Genomic DNA, 24,533 nt, shown 5'->3' with positions numbered 1-24,533 from the left:
CGCCCCGTTTTGTCCCACCGGGCCGGCTACGCCTCCCAGGCAGCGCCGTTGGTCTGCCCCTCGGCCGCGCTCCCGGCTGCAGGCGCAGCTTCGGCAAGGCCTGCAGCCGACGCCTGCTCGCCGGCTGGGGGCGTCGAGGCGCCCTCGGGCACGAGCTCCTCGGATAGGCCCGCTGCGGACGCGGCAGCGGGTGTATCCAGAGTTTCGCCGGGCGCCTCCGTCTGCTCTGCAGGCGGCGCATCCCCCAGCCACTCGCGCGCATGCTTGAGCTTTTCCATCAAGTTCGGCGGGATCGGGTCGGCGATGTTGTAGTCGTCGATATAGACGTCCAGCCCGTCCATGCGGTTGAAATGCGGGTCGGCAAAGAGCTTCTTGAGCGCCTGGCGGCGCACGGCCTCGCTGACCTCCTCCTTGAGGAAGGCGGTGAAGTCCGACGCCAGCGTCAGCGCTTCAACCGGGGGCAGTTCGACCGCCGCGGGCGCCGGAACAGCAAGGGCGGCATCCGCATGTTCGTCCAGCCCGCCATCGGCAGCTCGATCCGCGACCGTAACCGGCGGCTCGGCAACAGGGCGCACGGGCGCGCCCCCCGCTGCGAGCTTGCGCTTCGACCAGCGCGACAGGAAGCCACCGCTCACTGCGGCCTCCTGTCCTGCGCAAGCGGGTCATTGCGCCTCACCTTGCGACGCGGAGCTGGCTTGTAATGGGTATTGACGAAATCGCCCACCCAGTCGGCGATCTCACGCGACATCGCCACCCCATCGACCTGCTCGCCCGAGTCCAGCCAGCGCGCCGCCTCACCATAGCTCACTGACACGGCAGCAGGCAGCGCCTGGCCGCCTTCCTTGCGCCACATCACGAACACCTTGGGAATCGGCGAGCTCATGTTGAGGAAATAGTTGTCCACCTCGTCACGAAAGAGCGCCAGCGCGTGACCGCCAATCCGCCACTGCCGCCGCTCCGGCTCGGAGACGATCTCGGCGACCCCGGGTCCGGGGTCGGCGAAGGCCGGCACCACCCCGACCGCCTCCCAGGCCTCATCCACCCAGGGATTGTTCAGGCGGCGACACTCCATGATCACCGCGATCGGAAACTCGTTCATGACTCTTCACCTGACTTGTGGAACCGAACTCTGTCTACAGCATACGTCCGCAGCCTCGAGCCGGCGACCATCGAGCACTGCAGCCCGGTGATCGCAGCACCGCCACGCAGCGCCCCGCTTGCCGCTACAATCCTCTGCTCCAGGGCCTGCAGCCCCGCGTGCAACAAGCGATCCGCCCATGAATGCGCCTCCCCCGAATCCTCCCCTGCTGAGCCAGGCCAGCCGCCCGCTCACGGTCGACATCCCGGCGATCAACGAACACGGCGACGTCGTGCCGACCTCGATTGCCGGCGAACACCCGCTCACGCTGTATGTCGACAAGCGCGAGATCGTCACCCTCATGACCCTCGGCGCAGCGCCCGAGGCGCTCACCATCGGCTGGTTGCGCAACCAGCGCCTGGTGCGCGCGCTGGACGAGATCGCCGCGGTCCAGGTCGACTGGGAGGTCGACGCCGTGTCAGTGACCACCCGCGCCGGGCTGCGCGACCTCGACGACAAGCTCGGCAGCCGCACCGTCACCACCGGCTGCGGCCAGGGTACGGTGTTCGGCGGGCTGATGGACGAAATCGACCAGATCCGCCTGGCCCATGAGCGCACGCTCAGACAGTCGACCCTGTATGCGCTGATGGACGCGGTACGTCACCATGAGTCCATCTACAAGCAGGCTGGCGCCGTGCACGGCTGCGCCCTCGCCCAGGCCACGCCGGGCGGGTGCGAGATCCTGATGTTCTTCGAGGACGTCGGTCGCCACAACGCGGTGGACGCGATCGCCGGGCAGATGTGGCTCGACGGCCTGGATGGCGGAGACAAGATCTTCTACACCACCGGCCGGCTGACCTCCGAGATGGTGATCAAGACGGCGCAGATGGGCATCCCCTTCCTTGTCTCGCGCTCCGGCCTCACCCACATGGGCTGGCAGATCGCGCAGCGCATCGGCCTCACCATGATCGGGCGCGCACAGGGCAAGCACTACCTGCTCTTCACCGGCGCCGACCGCTTCGAGCGCGACTGAAGCCACCACAAACAAAGCCAACCGCGTACCGATGGAGCCCAGACGATGACCGCGACAACGACGCCTGCCGGCCTCCCGGACTCCGGCCGCACTGCCGATCGGCGCATCACCGGCGTGCTACTGGCGGGCGGCCAGGGCAGCCGGATGGGCGGCGTCGACAAGGGTCTGGTCGAGCTCGCCGGACGGCCGATGGCCGCACATGCGCTCGAGCGCCTCGCCCCCCAGGTCGATGCGCTGATCATCAACGCCAACCAGAACCTCGAAGCCTGGCAAGCATTCGGCTATCCGGTATTCGGCGACGACATCGGCGGATTCGCGGGGCCGCTGGCCGGGCTGCATGCAGCACTCACGCGCGCTCGGCACCCCCTGGTCGTCACCGCGCCCTGCGACTCGCCCTTCCTGCCCCATGACCTTGTCGAGCGTCTCGCCAGCGCACTGCATGCAGCCAATGCACAGCTTGCCGTGGCAAAGACCTTCGACCAACCCCACCCGGTGTTCTGCCTGTGCCGGCGCGATCTCGCCGAGCACCTCGGCACTTTCCTCGCCAGCGGCGGACGCAGGATCGATCGCTGGTACGGCAGCCTCGACGTGGTCGAGGTGAGCTTCGACGACGAGGAGGCTGCCTTCCGCAACATCAACACCCGCGACGAACTCGCCGCTGCAGGGCAGGAGCTGCCCGCAGGCCATGGCTGACAGGGACAAGCGGGTGACGGACCCGGCCTTGACACAGCGTGCACCGCAGGATGTCGCGCTCCCGGCAGCCTGCCTGACCGCGCGCGAAGCGGCCAGCTTCCTGCAGCTCAACGAGAAGAAGCTCTACGAGCTCGCCAATAGCCGCGAGATTCCGGCCGCACGCATCGGCGGCAAGTGGCTGTTCCCGCGCGCCTTGCTGGAGGAGTGGCTGCTCGAGCAGGCCCATGGTGGCGCACTCACCGACCGCCTGCTGATCACCGGCAGTGACGACCCGCTGCTGGCCGCGACCACCGCGGCGCTGGCCGCCCAACTCGGCGCCGAAGGCCTGGTCGCCTACAGCCCCACCGGCACGCTCACCGGCCTGGAGCTGCTCGCACGCCGTCGAGCCAACGTGTGTGCGCTGCACTGGGGCGGGGTCGAGCACAGCGCGCAGCAGCATGCGCTCCTGTTGCGCCGCTTCGGCGCCAGTCGCGGCTGGACCCTGGTGCGCCTGGCCCTGCGTGAGCAGGGCGTGATCCTGCGCCGCGGGCTGGAGGTCGACGGTCTCGAGACGCTTGTTGCTTTCGACTACCGCTGGGCGATGCGCCAGACCGGCGCCGGCTCGCGCCACTTCCTGGAGTCGGCCCTCGCCAGCCGCGGGTTTTCCGCCGCCGATTGCAGCGTGGTGGCAGAAGCACGCAGCGAGCGCGAAGCCGCTGCGGTGGTCGCACGCGAGGACGCCGACTGCGCACCGGGCACGCGCGCGGCGGCGGCGGAGTTCGGACTGGGCTTCCTGCCCCTGGGCTGGGAGGCCTTCGATCTCGCACTGCCGCGCGACATCCTGTTCCGCCGCCTGTTCCAGGACCTGCTCAGCGCCTACGGCAACGCCCGCGCGCAGTCCCTGTCACTGCGCCTGAGCGGCTACGATCTATCGCCGCTCGGTCGCGTACTCACCCTGGACTGAAGCAGGCCTCCTGCACGAGGGCGAGCGGACTCAGCCCTGCATCCAGTCGACGATGAAGTCGGCCACCTTCACGGGATCGTTGATGTTCAGCCGCGGCAAGGGCGTGACCAGGTCGACATCGGTGGCGACAGCGATGATGTGCGGGTCGTCCGGATGCAGCAATGGCTCGGAAACGACCGCCCGATGCACCTCGATCTTGGGAATCTGTGCGCGCTTGAAACCCTCGACCAACACCAGATCGCAGGGCCCCAGATGGGCAAGCAACTCATCGAGCGTGGCCTCGGGCTGCCCGCGCAGCTCGCGGGTGAGCGACCAGCGCTGCGCCGAACTCACCAGCACCTCACGGCAGCCGGCCTGGCGATGACGCCAGGAGTCCTTGCCAGCATGGTCGATATCGAAGCTATGGTGCGCATGCTTGACCAGCGACACGACGAGACCGCGTGCGCTCAGCACGCCGACCACCTGCTCGACGAGCGTGGTCTTGCCGCTGCCGGACCAGCCGGCGAACCCGATCAGTTTCATCTTGCTGCATGTTCCATTGGGTTAGGGGTGGATGGGCGCACCGCTGGCGGCATTGTCCGGCGCAGCGTCACGGCGATAGACCGGCTCGGCAAGCAGGCTGACGATGAAGGCGCTGCCCTGGCCGGGTTCGCTGTCAACGCCGATGCGTCCGCCGTAGCGCTCGACCAGGGTATGGCTGATCGACAGCCCCAACCCTGTACCCTGGCGTTTCTTGGTGGTGAAGAAGGGGTCGAAGATGCGCGCCATGTCTTCCCGCGCGATGCCTCTGCCCGTATCGTGGACGACGATGACGACACCGGCTGCATCGGTGGCGGGATCGCGATCCGCCGTCTCCAGCGTCAGCGTACCGCCCTCGGGCATCGCTTGCACGGCGTTGACGATGAGGTTGATCAACACTTGCTGCAACTCCTGCAGGTTGATCAACACCGGGCAACGCGCCTCGAGGCGCTGCACCAGCTGCACCTCGCTGCGCGCCAGGTGCTGGCGAGTAAGCACCAGGCAGTCGGCAAGCGCGGCATTGACATCGACCGCCTCGACGTAGCCGGCAAACTCACCGGGGCGGGCAAACTGCAGCAGCTTGGTCACGATCAGGCGGATGCGGTGCACCTGCTCATGGATGAGGCGGATCTCGTTGGCAACCGGGCGGGCCGCCGGCCCCAGCTCCTCGCGCAACACGTCGAGGTTGCCCTGGATCACCGCCGTCGGGTTGCTGATCTCGTGCGCGACCCCCGCAGTGAGCTCACCGATGGCCGCGAGCTTCTCGCTCATCACGAGGCGGTGCTGCGCGGCCCGCAGATCCTCATTGGCAGCAGCGAGATCGGCCGTGCGCTCGGCCACCTTGCGATCGAGCGACGCATTGAGGGCCTGCAGCTCGCCGCGCTGCGCGGCCTGGCCGTCGAGCAGGTGATCCAGCGCAGCAGCCAGGCGGCCCAGTTCGTCGCGGCTGCCCACGCTGCCGACGCGCGCGGCCTCGTCGCCGCCGTCGACGCACTCGATGGTGGCATGCATGCGCTCGATCGGGCGGAAGATGCTGCGCGCCCAGTGCAGCGTCAGCAGGGCGCCGATGAAGCTCACCAGCAAGGACACCACCGCGACGATGAGCAAGGACATGCGCTTGGCCGCGCGGAAAGGGGCTTCCAGAAACCCGACATAGAGCATGCCCACACGCTCACCGCGACTGTCGAGTACGGGCTCGTAGCCCGACACGTACCAGTCATTGACGACAAAGGCGGTCTCCAGCCAGGTCCGCCCCTGGCCGAGCACATGCTCGCGCACCTCTGCCGACGCCCGCGTGCCGAGCGCGCGCACATCCGCGAACAGACGCACATTGGTGGCGATCCGCGTGTCATCGACGAAGAGCGTGGCCGTACCCTCGCTGCCCTCGGGCAGGGCCCCCTCGCGGTAGACGATGGCATTGATCGTGTCGACGAAGCCGAGGTTGCCATTGAGCAGTACGCCGCCCTCGAGCACGCCGACCTGCCTGCCCAGCGCATCGCGCACCGGCGCCGCGGCGTGGATGACGAGACCGCGCGACTCTTCCTGGCGCAGGTCGGGCTGCGCGCGCTCGGTGGCGATCAAAGGCAGGCGTGCGCGCTCGCGCAGCGCCGGCGCGAGCGCCAGCAGGTCATCAGGCTCAAAGCGCTCGATCACCGCGCCGCCGCCCGACTCGAGCGCGCGTGCGACGATCGGCCAGGCGCTGCGCGCACTGCCCGCCGCCGTCCCGGTCGCGGCGTGCAGCACGCGGCCTTCGGCATCCAGCAGGTTGAGGAAGTCGAGTCCGAGCCGGGTCTGCTGCGCCCCAAGCAAGCCCGGCAGTGCATCGCCCTCGCGCGCGACGGACAGCGCCTGTGACGCCGCCAGCGCATCGACGCCGCCGCCCACACCGTCGATGACGCGCTGGAAGTAGGCGTTGGCCGTGACCAGGTCGCTGCCGACACGAGACACCATCAGACGGTGGTAGTAGGCCTCGCCCCAGTACCACACCAGCCCCATCATGACGGGGAAACCGAGCATCAGCGGCGCCAGCACGAGGCAAAGCAGCTTGGCCCGTACCGAGCTGCGCAACCAATCCAGCCCGGGCACGCTCAGCCTCGCCCGCCGTTGATGCCTGCCGGGCTCATGCACGCCGCACGAGATCAGGCGCAGGCGCCTCCTCGGCCCACTCGGCGAACTTGCGCTCCAGGGTCTTGCGCGACACCCCCAGGCGGCGTGCGGCCTCGGTCTTGTTGCCCGCACAGGCCTCGGTAACACGCTCGATGTGGCGGCGCTCGACCGCGGACAAGCTGAGCTCGAGCTCGTCCGCAGGCGGAGCGGTGTCGTGGTCTGTCTCGGCGAAGCAATCGGTGGCGAAGCAACCGAGGATCATCGAACGCTCGACGTAGTTGCGCAGTTCGCGCACATTGCCCGGCCACGCATAGCGCTGCAAGCGGCTGACGACGCCGTGCGACAGCGGCAGCTGCGCCACGCCGAGCTGGACCGCGAGCGGCCCCATGAAGTGATGCATGAGATCGGGGATGTCCTCGACGCGCTCGCGCAAGGGCGGCAGGCGCATGTCCACCACCGCAAGGCGATAGTAGAGATCCTGGCGAAAGCGCCCGGCCTGGACTTCGGCCGCAAGGTCGCGATTGGAAGCGGCGATGATGCGCACGTCCACCGGCACCTCGCGCTCGGAACCGACCGGGCGCAGCTTGCGCTCCTCGATCACGCGCAGCAGCCGGGTCTGCATGGCCAGCGGCAGCTCGCTGATCTCGTCCAGGAACAAGGTGCCACCGTGAGCGTAGTAGAACAAGCCATTGCGGCTCTCGCCCGCTCCGGTGAACGCGCCCTTCACATGACCGAACAGCTCGCTCTCGATCAGCTCGGAGGCGATCGCGGCGCAGTTGAGCGGCACGAAGGGCCGTTGCGCACGCGGACTGGTCTGGTGCAATGCGCGCGCCACGACCTCCTTGCCCGTGCCCGACTCACCGAGCAACAGGACAGTGCTGGGCATCTGCCCGACACGCCGCACCAGCCCGCGCAACTGCTCGATCGCCGCCGAGTGGCCCACCAGCCCCATCGGATCGGCAGCCAGGCCGGCGAGCTCGCGGCGCAGCACGAAGTTCTCGCGTGCAAGACGAGCGCGCTCGAAGCAGCGCTTGATCGAGTTCAGGATCTGATCGACCCGGAAAGGCTTGAGGATGAAGTCGGAGGCACCACCCCGTAGCGCGTCGATCGCAGTCTCCATGTCGGCGAACGCGGTCATCAGGATCACATCGCCGGTATAGCCGTGCTCGCGCAGCTCATGAAGCCACTCGATGCCCGACTTGCCCGGCAGCGCGATGTCCAGCACCAGCAGATCGAAATGCAGGCGCGCCATGAGCGCGGCCGCATGCTCGGCATCGCCCGCGCTCTGCACCATGCCGCAGCGGCGCGCGAGCGTGCGCTCGAGAAAGTTGCGCATGCCCTCCTCGTCATCGACGATGAGGACCGAATGGGCTTGCCAGTTGTACTCGGCCAGGTCGACCGGCCTGTCCGTCATGCCTGCTGTCTCTTGCAGCATCGTGTCTCCTCCTGATCCTTCGTCTTGCCTGAACCCACCATCAGAACGGCTTGAGCACAACGAGGAAGACGACGACGAACAGGATCAGCACCGGAACCTCGTTGAACACGCGGTACCAGACATGCGAGCGGGCGTTGCGGCCTGCGGCGAAGTCGCGCATCAGCCGGCCGCAGTACAGGTGGTAGCCGACGAGCACCAGCACGAGCAAGGTCTTCACATGCAGCCAGCCACCGGCAAATCCGTAGCCGAGCCACAGCCAGAGCCCCAGGCCGACGGCGAGGATGCCGAGCGGGGTCATGAAGCGATAGAGCTTCAGCTCCATCATCGCCAGGCGCTCGCGTGTCGCGATGTCGTCGACCATCGCGTGATTGACGAACAGACGCGGCAGATAGAACAGGCCGGCGAACCAGCTCACGACGAAGATGATGTGCAAGGCCTTGAGAGTCAGCATGTGCAGAACGTGCTCCAGAAAAAAGGATGTCGCCAGGCGGCGCAGCCGTAGGCAGCGCCTCAGCCGGGCGCAACGACGCACTCACGCGCTGCAGCCAGGCCAGCAGAGATGGTCGGATAGGCAAGCTGCGCACGCAGTTCCCGCTTCATGCGACGGTTGTCGATCCGGCGCGATTCGCTCATGAAGGACAGCGTGACGGGCGACAGTCGCTCGACGATCTGCCGCCGATCGAGGCGAGGCGGCCGCGCGAGGGCGAACGCATCGGCCACCGCATCGAAGTAGTCGCCCATCTTCATGTCCGAATCGTCGCTGACGTTATACACACGACCGGGGAGCGCACGAAAGAGCGCCAGACAGGCCAGGCGAGCGAGATCCACGGCATGGATGTGGTTGGTATGGACATCGTCTTCGGCACACAGCACCGGATCACCGCGCCGCAGCCGGTCGAGCGGCAGGCGGTCGGCCGCATAGATGCCAGGCGCGCGCAGCACCGATACCCGCACCCCTGTGCGTCCGCCAAAAGCGCGCAGACGCTGCTCTGCATCGACCCTGCGCCGCGCACGTGCCGTCTGCGCCCGACAGGGCCACAGCTCGTCCACCCGCGCACCTGCACAATCGCCGTAAACCCCTGTCGTGCTTATGTATACGAGGGCCTGTGGTAGACTTCGGCGCGCTCCGAGCGCAGCCAGCAGGCGCTTCGTCCGCGGGTCGCCCTCACCGGCGCCGGGCGGCGGTGCAAAGTGCAGGATGGCGTCGGCGACGCCACCCAGACGGGCCAGACTGCGCGCATCATCGAGATCGGCCACGATCGGGATGGCACCGGCGGCACGCAGCTGAGCGCATGCCTCGCGATTGCGAACGAGCGCAAAAACGCGAAAACGACGCGTCAGCCAGGGCAGTGCGCGCCGGGCCACGTCGCCACTGCCAACGATCAGGACTCTTTTCATCAGGGCATTATCTCACGCACCATGAACCACCGGATTTCACTTCAGCCCGGCAACCACCAATTCGACGCCGAAGCCGGACAGACCGTGCTCGAGGCCGCGCTTGGCGCGGGGCTGCTGCTCCCGCACAGCTGCCGCGATGGCGCCTGCGGCGCCTGCAAGGGCAAGGTACTCGAAGGCGAGGTGGTACACGGCCCGCACTCCGAAGGCGCCCTCCCGGAGGCCGAGCGCGCCGAGGGCTACGCGCTGTTCTGTTGCGCGCAGCCGGTCTCGGACCTCGTCATCGAGGCACGCAATGTAAGCCGTGCGGACGACATCCCGGTGCGCAAGCTGCCCTGTCGCGTGCAGCGGCTGCAGCGCCTGGCCGACGACGTGATGCTGATCGACCTCAAGCTGCCGGCCAGCGAAGCCTTCAAGTTCCGCGCCGGCCAGTACATCGACATCCTGCTCGCCGACGGCGCCCGGCGCAGCTTCTCGATCGCCAACGCCCCGCATGACGCCAGCCACCTCGAGCTGCATGTCCGCCGTATCGATGGCGGCCGCTTCACGCGCCACGTCTTCGAGGCCATGAAGGAGAAGGAGATCCTGCGCTTCGAAGGTCCGCTCGGCAGCTTCTGGCTGCGCGAGGACTCCGCCCGACCGATCGTGATGGTGGCAGGTGGCACTGGCTTCGCACCGATCAAGGGCCTCATCGAGCATGCACTGCACATCGGCCTGCAGCGCCCGATCACGCTCTACTGGGGCGCGCGCGACCGCGCCGGGCTCTATCTCGACGCACTCGCGCGCGACTGGGAGGGCCGCCTGCCCGGCTTCCGCTACATCCCGGTACTGTCCGATGAGAAGCCCGACGACGCCTGGACAGGACGGCGCGGCCTGGTCCACCAGGCCGTGCTCGACGACTTTGCCGACCTCTCGACACACGAGATCTACGCCTGTGGCGCTCCGGCGATGATCGACGCCGCGCGCTCGAGCTTCGTCGCCAGCCGCAGCCTGCCCGAGGACGCGTTCTTCGCCGACGCCTTCACCTTCGCCCAGCCGACGAACTGAACCGCCCCACCTGGAGCGCTCGATGAGCCAGACCACCCTGCTGACCCGCGAGCCGGTCGTCAACAAGAACCGCGCCATCACGGCCAACCGCATCATCGCCCATGGCCCCAACGTGGCGTCGGTGGTCGAGGCGCTCGCGACCCAGACCGAAGTCTGGCCCAGCCATCACCCGGTGTTCGTCAGTCTCGGCCGCCTGGTGCCGACCCCGGAGCTGCTCGAGTGGGCGCTGCCCGAGAACGCCACCATCGAGATCCCGGCGCAGACCCTGGCACACCCGCAGACACAGGCGCTCATGGCTCGGCTGCAGGAAGCCGGCACGGGCATGTGCCTGACCTGGTTCTCGCCCGGCACCGCCCTGCCAGCCGGCGTGGATTGGCGTTTCGTGCTCATGGACGGGCGTCGCAACACCGCCCCTGCCGGCTCACCCGGCCTGACCATGGCCTGGGGCCTGGCCGATATCGGCGCCTTCCGCCAAGCCGTCGGTGCGGGCTTCGACGGCGCCTCGGGCTGGTTCTTCCTGCACGGCAACCCGCCCGCCAAGGCCTTGAATCCCGGGCACGCACAGATCGTGCGGCTGCTCAACCTGGTCCGCAACAACAGCGAGGTGCGCGACATCGAGGCGGTGCTCAAGCAGGATGTGGCGCTGTCCTACAAGCTGCTGCGCTACATCAACTCGGCCGGTTTCGGTCTGATGTGCGAGATCCAGTCCTTCCGCCACGCAGTGAGCATCCTCGGCTACGACGCCCTGAACAAGTGGCTGTCGCTGCTGCTGGTCACGGCCAGCCGCGATCCCAGCGCGCCGGCGATGATGCAGACGGCGATCGCGCGCGGCCGCTTCATGGAGGAGGTGGGCTCGGCGTACTTCGACGCATCCGAGCGCGACAACCTGTTCATCACCGGCGCCTTCTCGCTGCTGCACCTGCTGCTCGGCACCTCCATGCAGGAAGTGCTCGAGCAGATGAACCTGCCCGCCAACGTCAGCGAAGCACTGCTCTACGGCCAGGGCGAGTTCGGCCCCTTCCTCAAGCTTGCACAAGCCTGCGAAAGCTTCGACGCCAGCACCCTCGCCAAGGTCGCGGCCGACCTGCACATCCCCTTTGAGCGCATCAACCGGGCCCAGCTGCTGGGGCTGAACTTCGCCGACAGCATGCAGGCCTGAGCCGAGCCCGCACACACGCGGCCGCGGCATGGATCACGCCCGCTGCACATGGCTCGGGCTAGAATCGTGGCTCCTGCGCCATCCAACCGCCTCGCCACCGAATGCTCCCTGCCACCTTCAGTGCTTTCGAGCTGCAGCCCGTTCCGGATGGCGCATCCACCATCCTGCGCCTGCTCGCCGCAGCGGCGCCGAACTGGCCCGAGGTGGCCCTGGTCGCTGCACGCGACCCGGCACTCAGCCTGGCGCTGCTGATCGCGCGCCCGCTTGCCGCCGGAGAGCTCGACGGCGGGATCAACAGCGCCCTGCGGCGCAGGCTGGAGGATATTGGCACCGACCTGCTGCGCGCCTGGCTACTGGGTCTCGGCCACCTCGGCAACGGCAATGCCGAAGCCGGCACGAAGGCCTTGCTGCGCGCAGAGTGCGCCATGCACCTGGCGATCGAGTCCGGCTACCCGCGCCCGGACGAGGCCTATCTGGGTGGCCTGTGGCGCGGGCTGTCCCGCCCCGGCTCATGCCGCGACGGCCGCCGCCCCCCGTACCACAGCCTGATGCGTGACTGCGGCCTGCCCGCCAGCCTCGCAGACGGCCTCGAACTCGCTGGCCTGGCCGATGAACGCGCAACCGGTGCTCACCCCCTGCTCGCGCTCCTCTCCGCCGCCGACCTGCTCACCGCCGACGACTGGGAAGCGCACATCGCACGCGTCTCCGGACTCGCCGGCCTGCCAGCGGAAGCGGTGCTCAGCCTGCGCACGGATGTCGGCTACATCGTGTCGGGGCATGCCGTCTATCCGCCCGCAGGATCACCCCTGCAAACCACGCCTCACCCGCCTGCGCGGCTGTCCGACGACCCTTATCGCAGCGCAGGCATGCTGGGCCTGCTCACCGCGGCATTCGTAGACCTCGACACGGCCGCCATCAAGGCACGCCTGCAGCTGGCCTGCCCGCTGTTCGGCCTGCATACGCCCCCGGTCCTGCTCGGTGTCGACGGCGACGGACTGCTGCGCCCGCTGCTGGAGGCCGATTGCGGCAGCACCGAGGCCCTGATCGCCGAACTGAGCCTGCGCCTCGAAGACGAGGCCAGCTGCATCGCACTCAGCACGCGCAGCGAACTGCCCACCTCCTTCATTCCCGCCGGCGGCGCACCGGGGCGCAGCGTGGCCGACTGGCAGATCGCACGCTGGCTGGGCCAGCATGGTTTCCACTGCCTGCCGCTGTCCAGCGGCCACGATGCCGCAGTGGCACTCATCCCGGCGCCTTCGGAGAACGCGCTCGACAGCGAGCTGCGCTGGCGTTACGCCGCACTGCTGGGTGCCGCCGCCCGAGCACTGCGCAACGTTGCCCGCCAACGCAACGAGATCGCCGCGCGCGAGGCGATGCTGCAGCAACGCTTCCGCGAGCATGTGCGCAAGATTGCCCACGAGGCCGCCAACCCGCTGACCGTCCTCAAGAGCCGGCTCGGCATGCTCGTCCAGCAACGCCCGGAGGACGCTCCGCTGCAGGACGAAATGAGCCTGCTCAATGCCGAGCTCGACCGCATCGACAACCTGCTGCGCAGCGCCGCCGAGCTCCCCACCGACACGGCCGAGCCGCGCTACTGCCGGGTTCCCGAACTGCTCCTCGACATGCGTACGCTGTACGGCGAGCCGCTGTTCGGCAGCCGCGATCTTCAGCTCGAATTGCGCGCCGCACGCGACGTACCGACTGCCGCAATACCCGCGTCCGCACTCAAGCAAGTCCTGCTGAACCTGCTGCGCAATGCATCGGAGGCGCTGCAGCCTGGTCAGCGCCTGGTCATCTCAGTGTTTCCGCAGGTCAATGTGGACGGCCGCAACTGCCTCGAGATCCGCTTCGTCGATAACGGCCCGGGCCTGCCGACGGACCGCCTCGACGACCTCCTCAGCGCGCGCCCCAGCGCCAAGGGCGGCAACCACCAGGGCGTCGGGCTTGCCGTGGTGCGGGACATCCTCGCCCAGTGGAGCGCCACGCTGCTGTGCCGGAGCCAGGCGGGCACCGGGACGAGCTTCCAGATCTTCGTTCCGCTGGAACAAACGGCCTGAGTGTTGCATCATGAGGGCGGACAACACATCTGCTTACACTGCCCTGAGAGCCATGGTCACTCCGGCTGAGCAACCGTTCCGGCCTCAGGTCGAAGGCGCTGCGGACGCTGACACCGCCACCTTCCGCATCCTCGTCGTCGATGATGATCCGGCCTTGCGCCGGACCTTTCCCCACGTGCTCGCGCGCCCGGGGCGGCTATTCGACGAGTGCGGCAGCATCGGCGAGGCCATAGACCGCCTGCTGCAGCGTCACTACGACCTCATCCTGCTCGATTACCGTCTGCCAGACGCAAATGGCCTCGCGCTGCTCGACTGGCTGGGCGACAACCAGCGTGACGAGGCCGTGGTCATCATCAGCGGCGAAGACACGATCGACGCCGCGATCGGCGCCTTGCGCAAGGGCGCCGACGACTACGTGCGCAAGCCCTACCACGTCGCCCAGCTGCAGCGGGCGGTTGACGGCGCACTGCACAAGGGTGCGCTCGAAAAGACCAACCGCCTGATGAGCCAGCGCCTCAAGGCCTCGGAGCGGCTGCACCGCTACCTGGTCGAGAGTTCGCCCGACCTCATCTTCACCCTCGACAGCGAGGGCCGCTTCAGCTACCTGAACCCACGCGTCAAGGCCCTGCTCGGCTACGAACGCAGCGCACTCATGCGGCGCCCCTTCACCACGCTGGTGATGCCCGAGGACCTCGACCGCATCTTCGGCCTGCTCAGCCAGCCGAGCAGCTTGCCGGGGGAGAGCTTCAACGTCGAACTGCGCCTGCGTCGCCACCACCCCGACGGCGATGGCGACAGCGTCACCGTATCGCTCACCGGCATTCCGATGCTCACCCACGAGAACGACCGCCGGGTCGTCGGCCTATACGGCGTGGCGCGCGACATTTCCGAACGCAAGCGCGCCGAGGAGATCATCTCCTTCCAGGCCTACCACGACCAGCTCACGCACCTGCCCAACCGCGTGCTGTTCAAGGACCGCCTGGAACTGGCCATCGCCCAGGCCCAGCGCCGTACCGGCGCACTGGCGGTGATGTTCATCGATGTGGACCGCTTCAAGCTCGTCAACGACACCTTCGGCCATGCCGAGGGCGACAACCTGCTGCGCTCGATCGCCAGCCGCCTGTCGGCAACGCTGCGCCGCGGCGACACCCTGGCCCGCCTCGGCGGCGACGAGTTCACCGTGCTGCTGCCCGACATCAACCAGCCCGAGGACGCGAAGGTCATCGCACGCAAGATCCTCGACACGCTGACGCCGCCCATCAAGCTGAGCCAGGGCGACTTCCGCGCCACGGTGAGCGTGGGCATCGCACTCTTCCCGCGCGACGGCAGCACGGCCGAAGAGCTGACGCGCAACGCCGACGTCGCGATGTACCAGGTCAAGCGCTCGGGCAAGAACGCCTTCCGCTTTTTCGACCCGGAGCTCAACAGCCGCCACCGCGACCGCATCGCACTCGAGAACGACTTGCGCAGCGCGATCGCCCGCAACGAGCTCGAGCTGCATTACCAGCCCCAGGTCAGCTTCAGCAAGCGCAGCATCGTCGGCCTGGAGGCCCTGTTGCGCTGGAACCACCCCTCGCTCGGCGCCGTGCCCCCAGGCACCTTCGTCCAGGTCGCAGAGGAGGTGGGGCTGATCGGCGAGATCAGCGCCTGGGTGCTCGAGCGCGCCTGCAACCAGATTTCCGAATGGCAGCGCAACGGCGTCGAACCCCCGCGCATGTCGATCAACCTGTCGGCGCACGACTTCCTGCGCACCGACATCGTCGACACCATCACCGCCTGCCTCGACCGCCACGAGGTCGCGCCAGAGGCGCTCGAGATCGAGATCACCGAAAGCATCATGATGAACGACACGGCCGGTGTCGCCAGCAAGGTGCGCGGCCTGCGCTCCGCGGGCCTGAGCGTGGCCATCGACGATTTCGGCACCGGCTACTCTGCGCTTGCCTACCTGCAGAAGTTCCCGGTCAGCACACTGAAGATCGACCGCAGCTTCGTGCGCGACCTGGAAGGGCCGATGACCAACCCGATCATCTCGGCGATCACCGGCATTGCGCGCGGCTTCGAACTCGACCTGGTGGCCGAGGGCGTGGAGAACATCGAGCAGGCAGACGCACTGCGCACGCTGGGCTGCGATGTCATGCAGGGCTACCTGTTCGCGCGCCCGGCACCCGCTGCCGCGGCCGAAGCCTGGCTGCGCAGCCCCGAGTTGCTGTTCGCCCAACCCCATTGAAAATGGCCGGCAAGGCCGGCCATCGATGCACGACCCCCACCGCTGCGGCGGTGGGGTAACGCGCTTTTACTTCTGCGCCATCACCCACTCGGCCAGCGCCTTGGCGTCGGCGTCATTCACCTGCGGGTTGGGCGGCATCGGCACCGGACCCCAGTTACCCGAACCGCCCTTCTGGATCTTGGCGGCGAGCACTTCGACCGCATCGCCCTGGCCTGCGTACTTGGCAGCGACATCCTTGTAGGAGGGGCCGACGAGCTTCTTGTCCACTGCATGACAGGCCATGCAGTTCTTGGCCTTGGCCAGCTCGGCGGACGCGAACGCCGGCGCAGCGGAGAGGAGACCTGCAGCAACTGCAGCAGCAACGAAAACCTTCATCTTCCTTACCTCGTGGTGTTGGTTGAGACAGCCTCGCGATGTTAACCCAGCCCGCCCCCCTTGCCTATTGATCCACCTCATAAGCAAAACGCTGTTGCGCATTAATCCACGACGAAAATCAAGGACAGCGCCACTTACTGCCTGACCTCCATCGCCTCGTCCGCACGCAGATGGGCGTGACTGGCGCGAAAAGGGTTGATGTCGAGTCCGCCGCGCCGCGTGTAGCGTGCCCACACCGCCAGCTCGCAAGGCCGGCAACGCGCCATGAGATCGCAGAACACACGCTCGACGCACTGCTCGTGGAACTCGTTGTGGTCGCGGAAGGAGACGATGTAGCGCAACAAGCCCTCGCGATCGATCGCCGGGCCGCGGTAGCGCACCACCAGCGTGCCCCAGTCGGGCTGGCCGGTCACCAGGCAGTTCGATTTCAGCAGGTGCGAGTAGAGCGTCTCGGCGACCTCCTCGCCTGCCGCAGACAGCAGGCCGGGATCGGGCTGGTAGCGATCGATACCGATATCGAGCTCATCGAGGCAGTGCCCCTCCGGATAGGCGCTGTGGCGCTGCGGCCGCGCCGAGAGCGGGACGACGGAAACGGCGACAGTCGCGCCGGCGGCAGCGGACAGGTCGCGCGCGATCGTTTGCGTCACCTCTTCAAGCGAAGCACAGCGCTGCTGGTTGAAGGCGTTGAGATAGAGCTTGAGCGATTTCGACTCGATCAGCCGGGGCGAATCTGCCGGCACGCGGAACCCGCCCAACGCTACGACCGGCTTGCCGCGGGGGTCAAGCCAGGACAGCTCGTAGGCATTCCATGAATCCTCGCCAAAGAAGGGCAGCGCGCCGACTGCGATGCCAAGCTCGGCGCGCTTGAGCTGGCGCTCGATCGGGAACAGCAGCTCGGGCGCATAGGTGTCGCGATACGCCACCGGGCGACCGAGCGGGGAGGCCTCGGCGCCGTGTGCGGGTGTGGGGGTCGGCTCGGTCATGCGAAATCCTGTGCGTTGATCTTGAGTGCCGGGAGCTTGCCGTCGAACAAGGCGTCGACATCGAGATGGCGCTCGACGGCATCGGCGAGGCGGTCTATGTCGGCCTCGCGACGCGCCGCCAGGTCCACTGCCTGCACTCGCTCCAGCCCGGCCCAGGCGAGCAGCGCGGCCAGTGCCTCCGGCGCATCGAACAACCCGTGCACATAGGTGCCGAGGATGCGGCCATCGGCGGACAGCGCGCCATCGGTACGCGCGCCGGCACCGTCATCGACCACCAGGGCCGGGCGCGACAGCGCCGGCCCTGCCGACCGCCCCATGTGGATCTCGTAGCCGGCAACTGCAGCCTGGCCGTGGTCAAGCTCCACGCTCAGACTGCCCCTCACGTTGCAAAGTTGCTTGTCGCGCTCGAGTACCGTGTCCATGTCGAGCAGACCGAGTCCGGCACTGCTGCCGGGCGGGCCCTCGAGCCCAAGCGGGTCGACCAGCGTCTGCCCCAGCATCTGGAAGCCGCCGCAGATGCCCACCACGCGGCCGCCGTAGCGCAGGTGGCGCAGGATGGCTGCCTCCCAGCCTTGCGCACGCAGCCAGGCGAGGTCGGCCTGCACGCTCTTGGAGCCCGGCAGCACGATCAGGTCGGCGGGCGGGATCGCCTGTCCGGGCCCGACCCAGTGGAAGTCGACCTGCGGATGCAGGCGCAAGGCATCGAGATCGGTGTGATTGGAGATGCGCGGGTAGACCGGCGCCACCACCTTGAGCGCTCCGCTGCCGGCCGCCACGTCGGCGGCGGCGTCGGCGAGCCCGTCCTCGGCATCGAGAAACAGACCGTGCAGGTAGGGCATCACGCCGTACACCTTGCGCCCGGTGCGCGCCTCGAGCCAGTCCAGGCCGGACTGCAGCAGGCCGATGTCGCCGCGAAAACGGTTGATGACGAAGCCCTTCACCCGCGCCTGCTCGCTCGCGGAGAGCAGTTCCAGGGTTCCGACCAGGTGGGCGAACACACCGCCGCGGTCGATGTCGGCGACCAGCACCACCGGCACGTCGGCCGCCTCGGCAAAGCCCATGTTGGCGATGTCGCGGTCGCGCAGGTTGATCTCGGCCGGGCTGCCTGCCCCCTCCACCAGCACGGCGTGGTAGGCGGCGCACAGCCGGCCCCAGCTCTGCATCACGGCGGCCATCGCGGTGGGCTTGTAGGCGTGGTAATCGCGCGCCGACAGGTTCGCCGTGGCGCGCCCGTGGATGATGACCTGGGCGCCGATGTCGCTCGAGGGCTTGAGCAGCACCGGGTTGAAGTCGGTGTGCGGCACAACGCCGGCGGCCAGGGCCTGCAGCGCCTGGGCACGACCGATTTCACCACCGTCGGCGGTGACCGCTGAGTTGAGCGCCATGTTCTGCGGCTTGAACGGCGCCACCTTCAGGCCGCGCCGGCGCAGCACGCGGGCCAGTCCTGCCACCAGCGTGCTCTTGCCTGCATCGGAGGTCGTGCCTTGCACCATCAGGGTCAGAGGAGGAGACATCGCGTAAAATTACGTTCTTCAGGAAGGGGGCGGATTATCGCCGATTCCGCCACTGCGGGTCCCGGGCAGAGATGACCACCCCCTGCATGCATGTCGAGGCAAGCGCCTGGACGACCAATACCGCGCGGCTGGCGCCGCTTGCTCCCACGATTGATTGAAGCGCCAAGCGCTACCCACCGCCCCATGCCGATCACGCCCGCCCTCGTCCTCACCTGCAAGCTCGCCGCTGGTGTGCTCGCCGACCGCCTGCTGGGCGAGCCACGCCGCCTGCACCCGCTCGTCGGCTTCGGCCGCTGGGCAGCTGCGGTCGAGTCCGCTGTACGCCGCATCGCCGGCGACGGGCGCCTGGCCGGCGTGCTGGCCTGGTCGGTGGCGGTACTGCCCTGGGTCGGACTCGTGCTCGTCCTGCGCGCTCTGACGCCGTGGGCGCACTGGGTGGTCGACATCGCCCTGCTCTACTTCGCACTCGGCGCGCGCAGCCTCGCCGAGCATGCCGAGGCGATCGCAGCCCCACTCGCCACCGGCGAGCTGGCGCAGGCGCGCGAGCGCGTGGGCTGGATCGTCAGCCGCGACACCGCCAGCCTGGACGCCACCGGCGTAGCCGCCGCCGGGACCGAATCGGTGCTCGAGAATGGCAACGACGCGGTGTTCGGCGCGCTGTTCTGGTTCGTCGTCGCCGGCGGCGCCGGTGCGCTGCTGTTCCGCCTGGCCAACACGCTGGATGCGAGCTGGGGCTATCGCACCCCACGCTACCTGCGCTTCGGCTGGGCGGCCGCGCGCATCGACGACCTGCTCAACCTCGTGCCTGCCCGCCTCACCGCGCTCACCTATGCTGTGCTTGGCCGCACCCGCAGTGCGCTCGCATGCTGGCGCCGCCAGGCCCCGGCCTGGGACAGCCCGAATGCCGGTCCAGTGATGGCTGCAGGCGCGGGCGCACTTGGCGTCGCCCTCGGCGGCCCCGCGGTGTACCACGGCAAGCTCGAACAGCGCCCACCGCTGGGCACCGGCGCGGCACCCGATGCGGCGACGATCCGCGCCGCCGTCGCCCTCGTGCGCCACGGCGTGCTGCTGTGGCTGGGGCTCGCACTGTTGTTCGCTCTGGCCGTGCAGGTGCATGGAGGACTGCAGGCATGATCGAACATGGCGGTCGGCTCAGGCGAGCCGCACAGCAGTACGGCATCGCGCTCACGGACTGGCTCGACCTGTCCACAGGCATCAACCCGCACCCTTATCCGGTGCCGCCCATTCCGGCCGAGACCTGGCAACGGCTGCCGGAGGACGACGACGGCCTCGAAGCCGCCGCTGCAGGCTACTTCGGCACCGCTGCGCTGCTGCCGGTGGCCGGCTCGCAGCCGGCGATCCAGGCCCTGCCCCAAGTGCTCCCGGGTGTGCGCGTGAGCGTGCTTGCCCCCAGCTATGCCGAGCATGCGCACGCCTGGCGCCATCACAATGCAAGCAGCTTTGCTGCCGAAGCGCTCGACGATGTCGCCGCAAGCAACGACATCGTCGTCGTGGTGCAGCCAAACAACCCCACCGGCACGCTGTTCCCACGCGAACGCCTGCTCGCCGCGCACCGCCGGCTCGCCGCACGTGGTGGCTGGCTGGTGGTCGACGAGGCCTTCATCGATACCACCCCCGAGGCCAGCCTGGCCACGCTGGCGGGCACCGACGGCCTGGTGGTGCTACGCTCGATCGGCAAGTTCTTCGGCCTCGCCGGCGCACGCGTCGGCTTCGTGCTGGCACCCGCCACAGTGCGTGCAGCACTGGCCGAACGGCTGGGCCCCTGGACCGTCAGCGGCCCGGCCCGCCATGCCGCCCGCCATGCCCTGCTGGACCGCGCCTGGCAGGACGACACTCGGCGCAGGCTGGATATGGCCGGAGCGCGCCTGGCGCGCCTGTTGCGAGACACCGGCTGCGGCCAGCCGCGCGGCCCGGCCCTGTTCAAATGGATCGCGCGCAGCGACGCCGGTGTGCTGCACGCGCGACTTGCGCAGCAAGGCATTCTCACCCGCCTGTTCGAACACCCACCCGCCGTGCGCTTCGGCCTACCGGCCAACGAGGCGGAGTGGGCGCGCCTCGAAACGGCCCTCAGCGCCTGCGCCGCCAGTACCATCGCCGCGGCCAGCAGCACCTGATCCGTGCTGGTCCGCCGTCACCGCAACCCGAGGAACATCGTCGTAATGAATCAAGCATCGTCCCCCGCCCGCCACATCGGCGCGTGCCTGAGCACCGCCGCCCGCGTGACGGCCACGCTGGTGCTGGCCAGTTCCGGCACCGCGCTGGCGCAGATCGAACTGACCGACGATGCCGGCAAGGTCGTGCGCCTGCAACGCCCTGCACAGCGCATCGTCAGCCTTGCGCCGCACGTCACCGAACTCCTGTTCGCGGCCGGCGCAGGCGAGCATGTCGTCGGCGTAGTGGCCTACAGCGACTACCCCCCGGCGGCGCGCGAACTGCCCCAGGTCGGCAGCTACACCCAGGTCGACCTTGAAGCGGTGGCGAGGCTGCGCCCCGACCTGGTCGTCGGCTGGCGCAGCGGCAACCGCGGCCAGCACCTCGAGCGCCTGCAGGCGCTCGGCATCCCGATCTGGATCAACGAGCCGCGCAGCCTGGACGACGTGGCCCGCAGCCTGGAGTCCCTGGGCGCGCTGGCGGGCAGCAGCACAGTGGCCAACGCCAACGCCAGCGACTTTCGCCAGCGTCACGCCGAACTGCGCGCACGCTACAGCGAGCAAGCGCCCGTACGCACCTTCTACCAGATCTGGAATCGGCCGCTGATGACAATCAACGACGAGCACCTGATCGCAGACGTGATTCGTCTTTGCGGCGGACAGAACGTATTCGGGACGCTGCCGCAGCTGGCCCCCACCATCGGCGTTGAGGGCGTACTCGCTGCCAATCCTGAGGCGATCGTCGCCAGCGGCATGGGCGAGGCGCGCCCCGAATGGCTGGACGAATGGAAGCGCTGGCCGGCCCTGGCCGCCACGGCCGCAGACAACCTGTTCTTCGTACCGCCCGACCTGCTCCAGCGCCACACGCCGCGCATCCTCGACGGCGCACAGCAACTGTGTACGCACCTCGAGACCGCGCGCAGCCGGCGCGCCTCAGCCCAACCTGCCGCGGCGGGCACCCAGGAACGCTGAACATCGGGAAGTCCGGAGACCGCTCAGCGCCTGGCTACAAAACCCTGCACCGACGCCACTTGCTCCGGACCAAGCATCGGGTGCCTGGGGCTGCGACTGTACTCGCACCACTCCCGATCGAAGACCCAGGCCAGGGTCGGTACCAGCCCGGCGAAAAAGCGTTCGGCCGCCGACCCGGCACCCTGCGGCAACGGCAGCTGGAACTGCCGGCAGGCGACCCTCAGCGCACGCAAGCGGCGCCGCGGCGTAGGGTGGAGGTCGTGGCGCCGGTCGCGCACGCCCTCCACGACATCCGCGCAGGCAGCGGCAGCCTGGGCATAGCCGGCGAGTACGCCGTGCCCCATCTCACGGAACGGACGCACACGCGAGCCGGCATCCGATGACCTTAAGGCCTGAACCCGCGGCCAGTAGTCGTGCTCGAGAAAATGCGCCTTGCGGCTCAACTCGACGAGGGTCTCGCCGACCAACTCGGCACCAACCAGTCGCGCGGCCACCGCATCGGCTTCGAACTCCTCCATCCGCGCAAGCCGCTGCATGTCCAGGAAGTAGCGCTCTGCCGCACGATCGAGCCAGCGACCATCGCCGACCTCATCATCGATCACGGCATTGAGGATGCGCGCCCACCATGCGCGCACATGAGCGGACCAGCCGTCACGCCCGCGTCGCTGCGCAGCCAGATGGCCGAATTCGTGCGCCAGCACGGCAGCGAACTGCTCGGGGGAGACGCTATGCACCAAGGGCAAACCGACGAGCAATTCGGTCCGCAGCGGCCCTACCAGGTTAAGCGCCGGGCGCTGCATCACGGCAGCATTGATTTCTCCGGTTATGCGCACGACGTGCACCGGGGCTACCGCAGTCTGCGCCGCAAGTTCGTCCAGCAGCGCGAACAGATCGGGCGCAACCGCCCTCGGCAGGCGGACACCCTCCGCAACTGGGACACCCGTCGACAAGGCATTCAGCAAACCGACCGCGGCGAGGGCCATGACCAGCATCGCCCCCACCCACATCACGGTCTCCACGGGTTGACCGGACTCGATCGCCAACCAGGCCCGTGCCGCGCATGCCGCAGCGACCACCAACACCAGCAAGCCGGTCGCCAGCACCGCGGCCACGCCGCCGATCGCCCACCACGTCAGGCGCCGCGCGAGCCGGGCGCGCAGGCGGATGACGCTGGATCGGGGTTCGAAATCGTGCATTCGGGCAGGCGCACGGTCGTGGACGAGCCGAGGAGTGTAACCAAGAATCACGCCCTGCGCAGCCGTGGGCCGCCCCCTACCTTGGTGCACGTGCGAAAGACCTCGCTAAACGGACACGAAGCGCTTATAGTCCAGCCTCGCTGCGGTGCACCAGTCGTTCGCAGCGTCTCCTGAAACGATCCGCACGGCCTCGGCCCGGATCCCTTTCCCGCAGCCCGGATTGGTGTCGCCGTACAACGCGCGACGGGCTCGCGCCGGACCATCGAATGAACCCCGAACTGACTTTTGCCAGCCTCGCGCTGGCGGAACCCATCCTGCGCGCCATCGGCGAGGCGGGCTACACCCACCCCACGCCCATCCAGGCCCAGGCCATTCCCCAGGTGCTTGCCGGCGGTGACCTGCTCGCAGCGGCCCAGACCGGCACCGGCAAGACCGCAGGTTTCACCCTGCCGGTGCTGCACATGCTGGCAGCCACCCATGCACACCCGCATCCGCCCGGGCGACCGCGCTGCCTCATCCTCACGCCCACGCGCGAGCTCGCGGCGCAGGTCGAGGAGTCGGTCAAGACCTATGGCAAGCACCTGCCGCTCAGCTCGCTGGTCATGTTCGGCGGTGTCAACATCAACCCGCAGATCAGTGCGCTGAAGAAGCGGGTGGACATCCTGGTCGCCACGCCGGGCCGCCTGCTCGACCACGTCAGCCAGCGCACGCTCGACCTGTCGGGCGTGGAGATCCTGGTACTCGACGAAGCGGACCGCATGCTCGACATGGGCTTCATCCGCGACATCCGCAAGATCCTCGCCCTGCTCCCCAAGAAGCGCCAGAACCTGCTGTTCTCGGCGACCTTCTCCGACGAGATCCGCGAACTCGCCAACGGCCTGCTGCACAAGCCTGGCACCGTGGAGGTGGCACCGCGCAACACCACGGCCGAGCGAGTGGACCAGGCCGTCTACGAAGTGGGCCAGAAGCACAAGCGAGAACTGCTCGCGCACCTGATCAAGGAGAAGCAGTGGTTCCAGGCGCTGGTGTTCACCCGCACCAAGCATGGCGCCAACAAGCTGGCCGAGTACCTCAGCAAACACGACATCCCTGCGGCCGCCATCCATGGCAACAAGAGCCAGGCCGCACGCACGCGCGCACTGGCGCAGTTCAAGGACGGCTCGCTGCCCGTGCTGGTCGCCACCGACATCGCCGCACGCGGCCTGGATATCGATCAGCTGCCGCAGGTGGTCAACTTCGAGCTCCCCAATGTGCCCGAGGACTACGTGCACCGCATCGGCCGCACCGGCCGCGCCGGTGCCGCAGGCCACGCGATCTCGCTGGTCGACCGGGAAGAGCTCAAGCTGCTGACGGCGATCGAGCGTCTGATCAAGCGCCGCATCGAGCGTGCGACCGCGGAAGATTTCGTCCCCAGTGCCGGCGCCGAGGCTGCACATGATGCCGACCATCGGCGCGAACCCCTGCAGCGTCGCGGCGGCGGGCGCCCCGGCCAGAGCCAGGGGCGTGCCGCCAGCGGCGATGCAGCGCGCGGCGGCAATCGTGGCAACGGCGGGCGCAGCTCATCGGTCGCCAAGACCGACGGCCGCACTCAGCCGCGCCCCCATGGCGACGTCGACGGCAATCGCCGGCC

Annotated in this window: 22 protein-coding genes; 11 read left to right on the top strand and 11 right to left on the bottom strand. The window is 68.4% G+C overall.

What is annotated here, in order from left to right; genetic code table 11:
- Window positions 1-26 precede the first annotated feature (26 nt).
- Complete coding sequence (locus C662_RS13945) at window positions 27-635, bottom strand: DUF3306 domain-containing protein (RefSeq protein WP_002930361.1); 609 nt, start codon at window positions 633-635, stop codon at window positions 27-29.
- A complete protein-coding gene (locus C662_RS13940) occupies window positions 632-1,099 on the bottom strand; it encodes a DUF3305 domain-containing protein (protein ID WP_002930360.1) in 468 nt (155 codons plus the stop codon). Before C662_RS13940 ends, C662_RS13945 begins: the two co-directional genes overlap by 4 nt.
- Before the next feature lie 178 nt (window positions 1,100-1,277).
- On the opposite strand from C662_RS13940, the gene C662_RS13935 reads away from it, so the two are divergent.
- From C662_RS13935 to C662_RS13925, 3 genes are read left to right on the top strand one after another with little or no spacing between them, the layout of a single operon-like run.
- On the top strand, window positions 1,278-2,111 hold the full coding sequence (locus tag C662_RS13935; protein WP_002930359.1) for a formate dehydrogenase accessory sulfurtransferase FdhD: 834 nt from the start codon (window positions 1,278-1,280) through the stop codon (window positions 2,109-2,111).
- A 45-nt stretch (window positions 2,112-2,156) separates the two neighbouring features.
- Entirely contained in the window at window positions 2,157-2,804 is a 648-nt protein-coding gene (gene mobA, locus C662_RS13930) for a molybdenum cofactor guanylyltransferase MobA (protein WP_002930358.1), read from the top strand.
- Window positions 2,797-3,747 (top strand): helix-turn-helix transcriptional regulator, encoded by a 951-nt coding sequence (locus C662_RS13925; RefSeq protein WP_002930357.1) that lies wholly within the window; start codon window positions 2,797-2,799, stop codon window positions 3,745-3,747. The genes mobA and C662_RS13925 overlap by 8 nt, the downstream gene beginning before the upstream one ends.
- Before the next feature lie 30 nt (window positions 3,748-3,777).
- Here the strand turns inward: C662_RS13925 and mobB are convergent, their stop codons facing one another.
- From mobB to C662_RS13900, 5 genes are all read right to left on the bottom strand, one after another.
- Window positions 3,778-4,269 (bottom strand): molybdopterin-guanine dinucleotide biosynthesis protein B, encoded by a 492-nt coding sequence (gene mobB / locus C662_RS13920; RefSeq protein WP_002930352.1) that lies wholly within the window; start codon window positions 4,267-4,269, stop codon window positions 3,778-3,780.
- A 21-nt stretch (window positions 4,270-4,290) separates the two neighbouring features.
- Window positions 4,291-6,282: a sensor histidine kinase gene (locus C662_RS13915; RefSeq protein WP_443080863.1), complete on the bottom strand. Its 1,992-nt coding sequence runs from the start codon at window positions 6,280-6,282 to the stop codon at window positions 4,291-4,293.
- A 103-nt stretch (window positions 6,283-6,385) separates the two neighbouring features.
- Window positions 6,386-7,807: a sigma-54-dependent transcriptional regulator gene (locus tag C662_RS13910; RefSeq protein ID WP_002930348.1), complete on the bottom strand. Its 1,422-nt coding sequence runs from the start codon at window positions 7,805-7,807 to the stop codon at window positions 6,386-6,388.
- Between the two features lie 40 nt (window positions 7,808-7,847).
- Window positions 7,848-8,258 (bottom strand): CopD family protein, encoded by a 411-nt coding sequence (locus C662_RS13905; RefSeq protein ID WP_002930346.1) that lies wholly within the window; start codon window positions 8,256-8,258, stop codon window positions 7,848-7,850.
- A gap of 59 nt (window positions 8,259-8,317) precedes the next feature.
- On the bottom strand, window positions 8,318-9,205 hold the full coding sequence (locus C662_RS13900; protein ID WP_037984691.1) for an NAD(P)H-binding protein: 888 nt from the start codon (window positions 9,203-9,205) through the stop codon (window positions 8,318-8,320).
- A 21-nt stretch (window positions 9,206-9,226) separates the two neighbouring features.
- Here C662_RS13900 and C662_RS13895 point away from each other — a divergent pair, with 21 nt between their 5' ends.
- From C662_RS13895 to C662_RS13880, 4 genes are all read left to right on the top strand, one after another.
- The gene (locus C662_RS13895) at window positions 9,227-10,249 is read left to right on the top strand and encodes a CDP-6-deoxy-delta-3,4-glucoseen reductase (protein ID WP_037984688.1); all 1,023 of its coding nucleotides are present in this window, start codon (window positions 9,227-9,229) and stop codon (window positions 10,247-10,249) included.
- A 22-nt stretch (window positions 10,250-10,271) separates the two neighbouring features.
- Complete coding sequence (locus C662_RS13890; protein ID WP_002930339.1) at window positions 10,272-11,408, top strand: EAL and HDOD domain-containing protein; 1,137 nt, start codon at window positions 10,272-10,274, stop codon at window positions 11,406-11,408.
- A gap of 101 nt (window positions 11,409-11,509) precedes the next feature.
- Window positions 11,510-13,465 (top strand): sensor histidine kinase, encoded by a 1,956-nt coding sequence (locus C662_RS13885; protein ID WP_002930337.1) that lies wholly within the window; start codon window positions 11,510-11,512, stop codon window positions 13,463-13,465.
- Between the two features lie 52 nt (window positions 13,466-13,517).
- Window positions 13,518-15,692, top strand: coding sequence for an EAL domain-containing response regulator (locus tag C662_RS13880; protein ID WP_002930336.1), 2,175 nt, complete (start codon window positions 13,518-13,520; stop codon window positions 15,690-15,692).
- Window positions 15,693-15,758: 66 nt separating this feature from the next.
- Here C662_RS13880 and C662_RS13875 read toward each other — a convergent pair whose 3' ends face one another.
- The 3 genes from C662_RS13875 to C662_RS13865 form a co-directional block, all read right to left on the bottom strand.
- Window positions 15,759-16,067 carry a c-type cytochrome gene (locus tag C662_RS13875; protein WP_002930334.1) on the bottom strand — a complete coding sequence of 103 codons (309 nt, stop codon included), beginning with the start codon at window positions 16,065-16,067 and terminating at the stop codon, window positions 15,759-15,761.
- A gap of 134 nt (window positions 16,068-16,201) precedes the next feature.
- Window positions 16,202-17,050, bottom strand: a complete 849-nt coding sequence (queF, locus tag C662_RS13870; RefSeq protein ID WP_002930332.1) for an NADPH-dependent 7-cyano-7-deazaguanine reductase QueF — start codon at window positions 17,048-17,050, stop codon at window positions 16,202-16,204.
- Window positions 17,047-18,564: a cobyric acid synthase gene (locus tag C662_RS13865; RefSeq protein WP_037984685.1), complete on the bottom strand. Its 1,518-nt coding sequence runs from the start codon at window positions 18,562-18,564 to the stop codon at window positions 17,047-17,049. Before C662_RS13865 ends, queF begins: the two co-directional genes overlap by 4 nt.
- A 183-nt stretch (window positions 18,565-18,747) precedes the next feature.
- On the opposite strand from C662_RS13865, the gene cbiB reads away from it, so the two are divergent.
- Genes cbiB through C662_RS13850 form a run of 3 tightly spaced genes read left to right on the top strand, consistent with a single transcriptional unit; the run spans window position 18,748 to window position 21,707 of the window.
- Window positions 18,748-19,698, top strand: a complete 951-nt coding sequence (cbiB, locus tag C662_RS13860) for an adenosylcobinamide-phosphate synthase CbiB (RefSeq protein ID WP_002930324.1) — start codon at window positions 18,748-18,750, stop codon at window positions 19,696-19,698.
- Entirely contained in the window at window positions 19,695-20,699 is a 1,005-nt protein-coding gene (cobD, locus tag C662_RS13855) for a threonine-phosphate decarboxylase CobD (RefSeq protein ID WP_002930321.1), read from the top strand. The genes cbiB and cobD overlap by 4 nt, the downstream gene beginning before the upstream one ends.
- Window positions 20,700-20,744: 45 nt before the next feature.
- Window positions 20,745-21,707, top strand: a complete 963-nt coding sequence (locus C662_RS13850) for a cobalamin-binding protein (protein ID WP_002930318.1) — start codon at window positions 20,745-20,747, stop codon at window positions 21,705-21,707.
- Window positions 21,708-21,730: 23 nt separating this feature from the next.
- Here C662_RS13850 and C662_RS13845 read toward each other — a convergent pair whose 3' ends face one another.
- On the bottom strand, window positions 21,731-22,903 hold the full coding sequence (locus C662_RS13845; protein WP_002930316.1) for a M48 family metallopeptidase: 1,173 nt from the start codon (window positions 22,901-22,903) through the stop codon (window positions 21,731-21,733).
- 266 nt (window positions 22,904-23,169) lie between these two features.
- On the opposite strand from C662_RS13845, the gene C662_RS13840 reads away from it, so the two are divergent.
- Window positions 23,170-24,533, top strand: a 1,364-nt coding sequence (locus C662_RS13840) for a DEAD/DEAH box helicase (RefSeq protein WP_002930313.1), incomplete at its 3' end; no start/stop codon positions are given.

The sequence above is a fragment of the Thauera sp. 28 genome, assembly GCF_000310145.2.
Taxonomy (GTDB): domain Bacteria; phylum Pseudomonadota; class Gammaproteobacteria; order Burkholderiales; family Rhodocyclaceae; genus Thauera; species Thauera mechernichensis.
Note: the sequence above shows the minus strand (reverse complement) of the source record. Positions and strands in the feature narration are given on the sequence as shown.

Coding starts and splice junctions, on each gene's coding strand:
- C662_RS13940 (WP_002930360.1), bottom strand. CDS start 1,099: ATGAACGAGTTTCCGATCGCGGTGATCATGGAGTGTCGCCGCCTGAAC.
- C662_RS13935 (WP_002930359.1), top strand. CDS start 1,278: ATGAATGCGCCTCCCCCGAATCCTCCCCTGCTGAGCCAGGCCAGCCGC.
- mobA (WP_002930358.1), top strand. CDS start 2,157: ATGACCGCGACAACGACGCCTGCCGGCCTCCCGGACTCCGGCCGCACT.
- C662_RS13925 (WP_002930357.1), top strand. CDS start 2,797: ATGGCTGACAGGGACAAGCGGGTGACGGACCCGGCCTTGACACAGCGT.
- mobB (WP_002930352.1), bottom strand. CDS start 4,269: ATGAAACTGATCGGGTTCGCCGGCTGGTCCGGCAGCGGCAAGACCACG.
- C662_RS13915 (WP_443080863.1), bottom strand. CDS start 6,282: ATGCTCGGTTTCCCCGTCATGATGGGGCTGGTGTGGTACTGGGGCGAG.
- C662_RS13910 (WP_002930348.1), bottom strand. CDS start 7,807: ATGCTGCAAGAGACAGCAGGCATGACGGACAGGCCGGTCGACCTGGCC.
- C662_RS13905 (WP_002930346.1), bottom strand. CDS start 8,258: ATGCTGACTCTCAAGGCCTTGCACATCATCTTCGTCGTGAGCTGGTTC.
- C662_RS13900 (WP_037984691.1), bottom strand. CDS start 9,205: ATGAAAAGAGTCCTGATCGTTGGCAGTGGCGACGTGGCCCGGCGCGCA.
- C662_RS13895 (WP_037984688.1), top strand. CDS start 9,227: ATGAACCACCGGATTTCACTTCAGCCCGGCAACCACCAATTCGACGCC.
- C662_RS13890 (WP_002930339.1), top strand. CDS start 10,272: ATGAGCCAGACCACCCTGCTGACCCGCGAGCCGGTCGTCAACAAGAAC.
- C662_RS13885 (WP_002930337.1), top strand. CDS start 11,510: ATGCTCCCTGCCACCTTCAGTGCTTTCGAGCTGCAGCCCGTTCCGGAT.
- C662_RS13880 (WP_002930336.1), top strand. CDS start 13,518: ATGGTCACTCCGGCTGAGCAACCGTTCCGGCCTCAGGTCGAAGGCGCT.
- C662_RS13875 (WP_002930334.1), bottom strand. CDS start 16,067: ATGAAGGTTTTCGTTGCTGCTGCAGTTGCTGCAGGTCTCCTCTCCGCT.
- queF (WP_002930332.1), bottom strand. CDS start 17,050: ATGACCGAGCCGACCCCCACACCCGCACACGGCGCCGAGGCCTCCCCG.
- C662_RS13865 (WP_037984685.1), bottom strand. CDS start 18,564: ATGTCTCCTCCTCTGACCCTGATGGTGCAAGGCACGACCTCCGATGCA.
- cbiB (WP_002930324.1), top strand. CDS start 18,748: ATGCCGATCACGCCCGCCCTCGTCCTCACCTGCAAGCTCGCCGCTGGT.
- cobD (WP_002930321.1), top strand. CDS start 19,695: ATGATCGAACATGGCGGTCGGCTCAGGCGAGCCGCACAGCAGTACGGC.
- C662_RS13850 (WP_002930318.1), top strand. CDS start 20,745: ATGAATCAAGCATCGTCCCCCGCCCGCCACATCGGCGCGTGCCTGAGC.
- C662_RS13845 (WP_002930316.1), bottom strand. CDS start 22,903: ATGCACGATTTCGAACCCCGATCCAGCGTCATCCGCCTGCGCGCCCGG.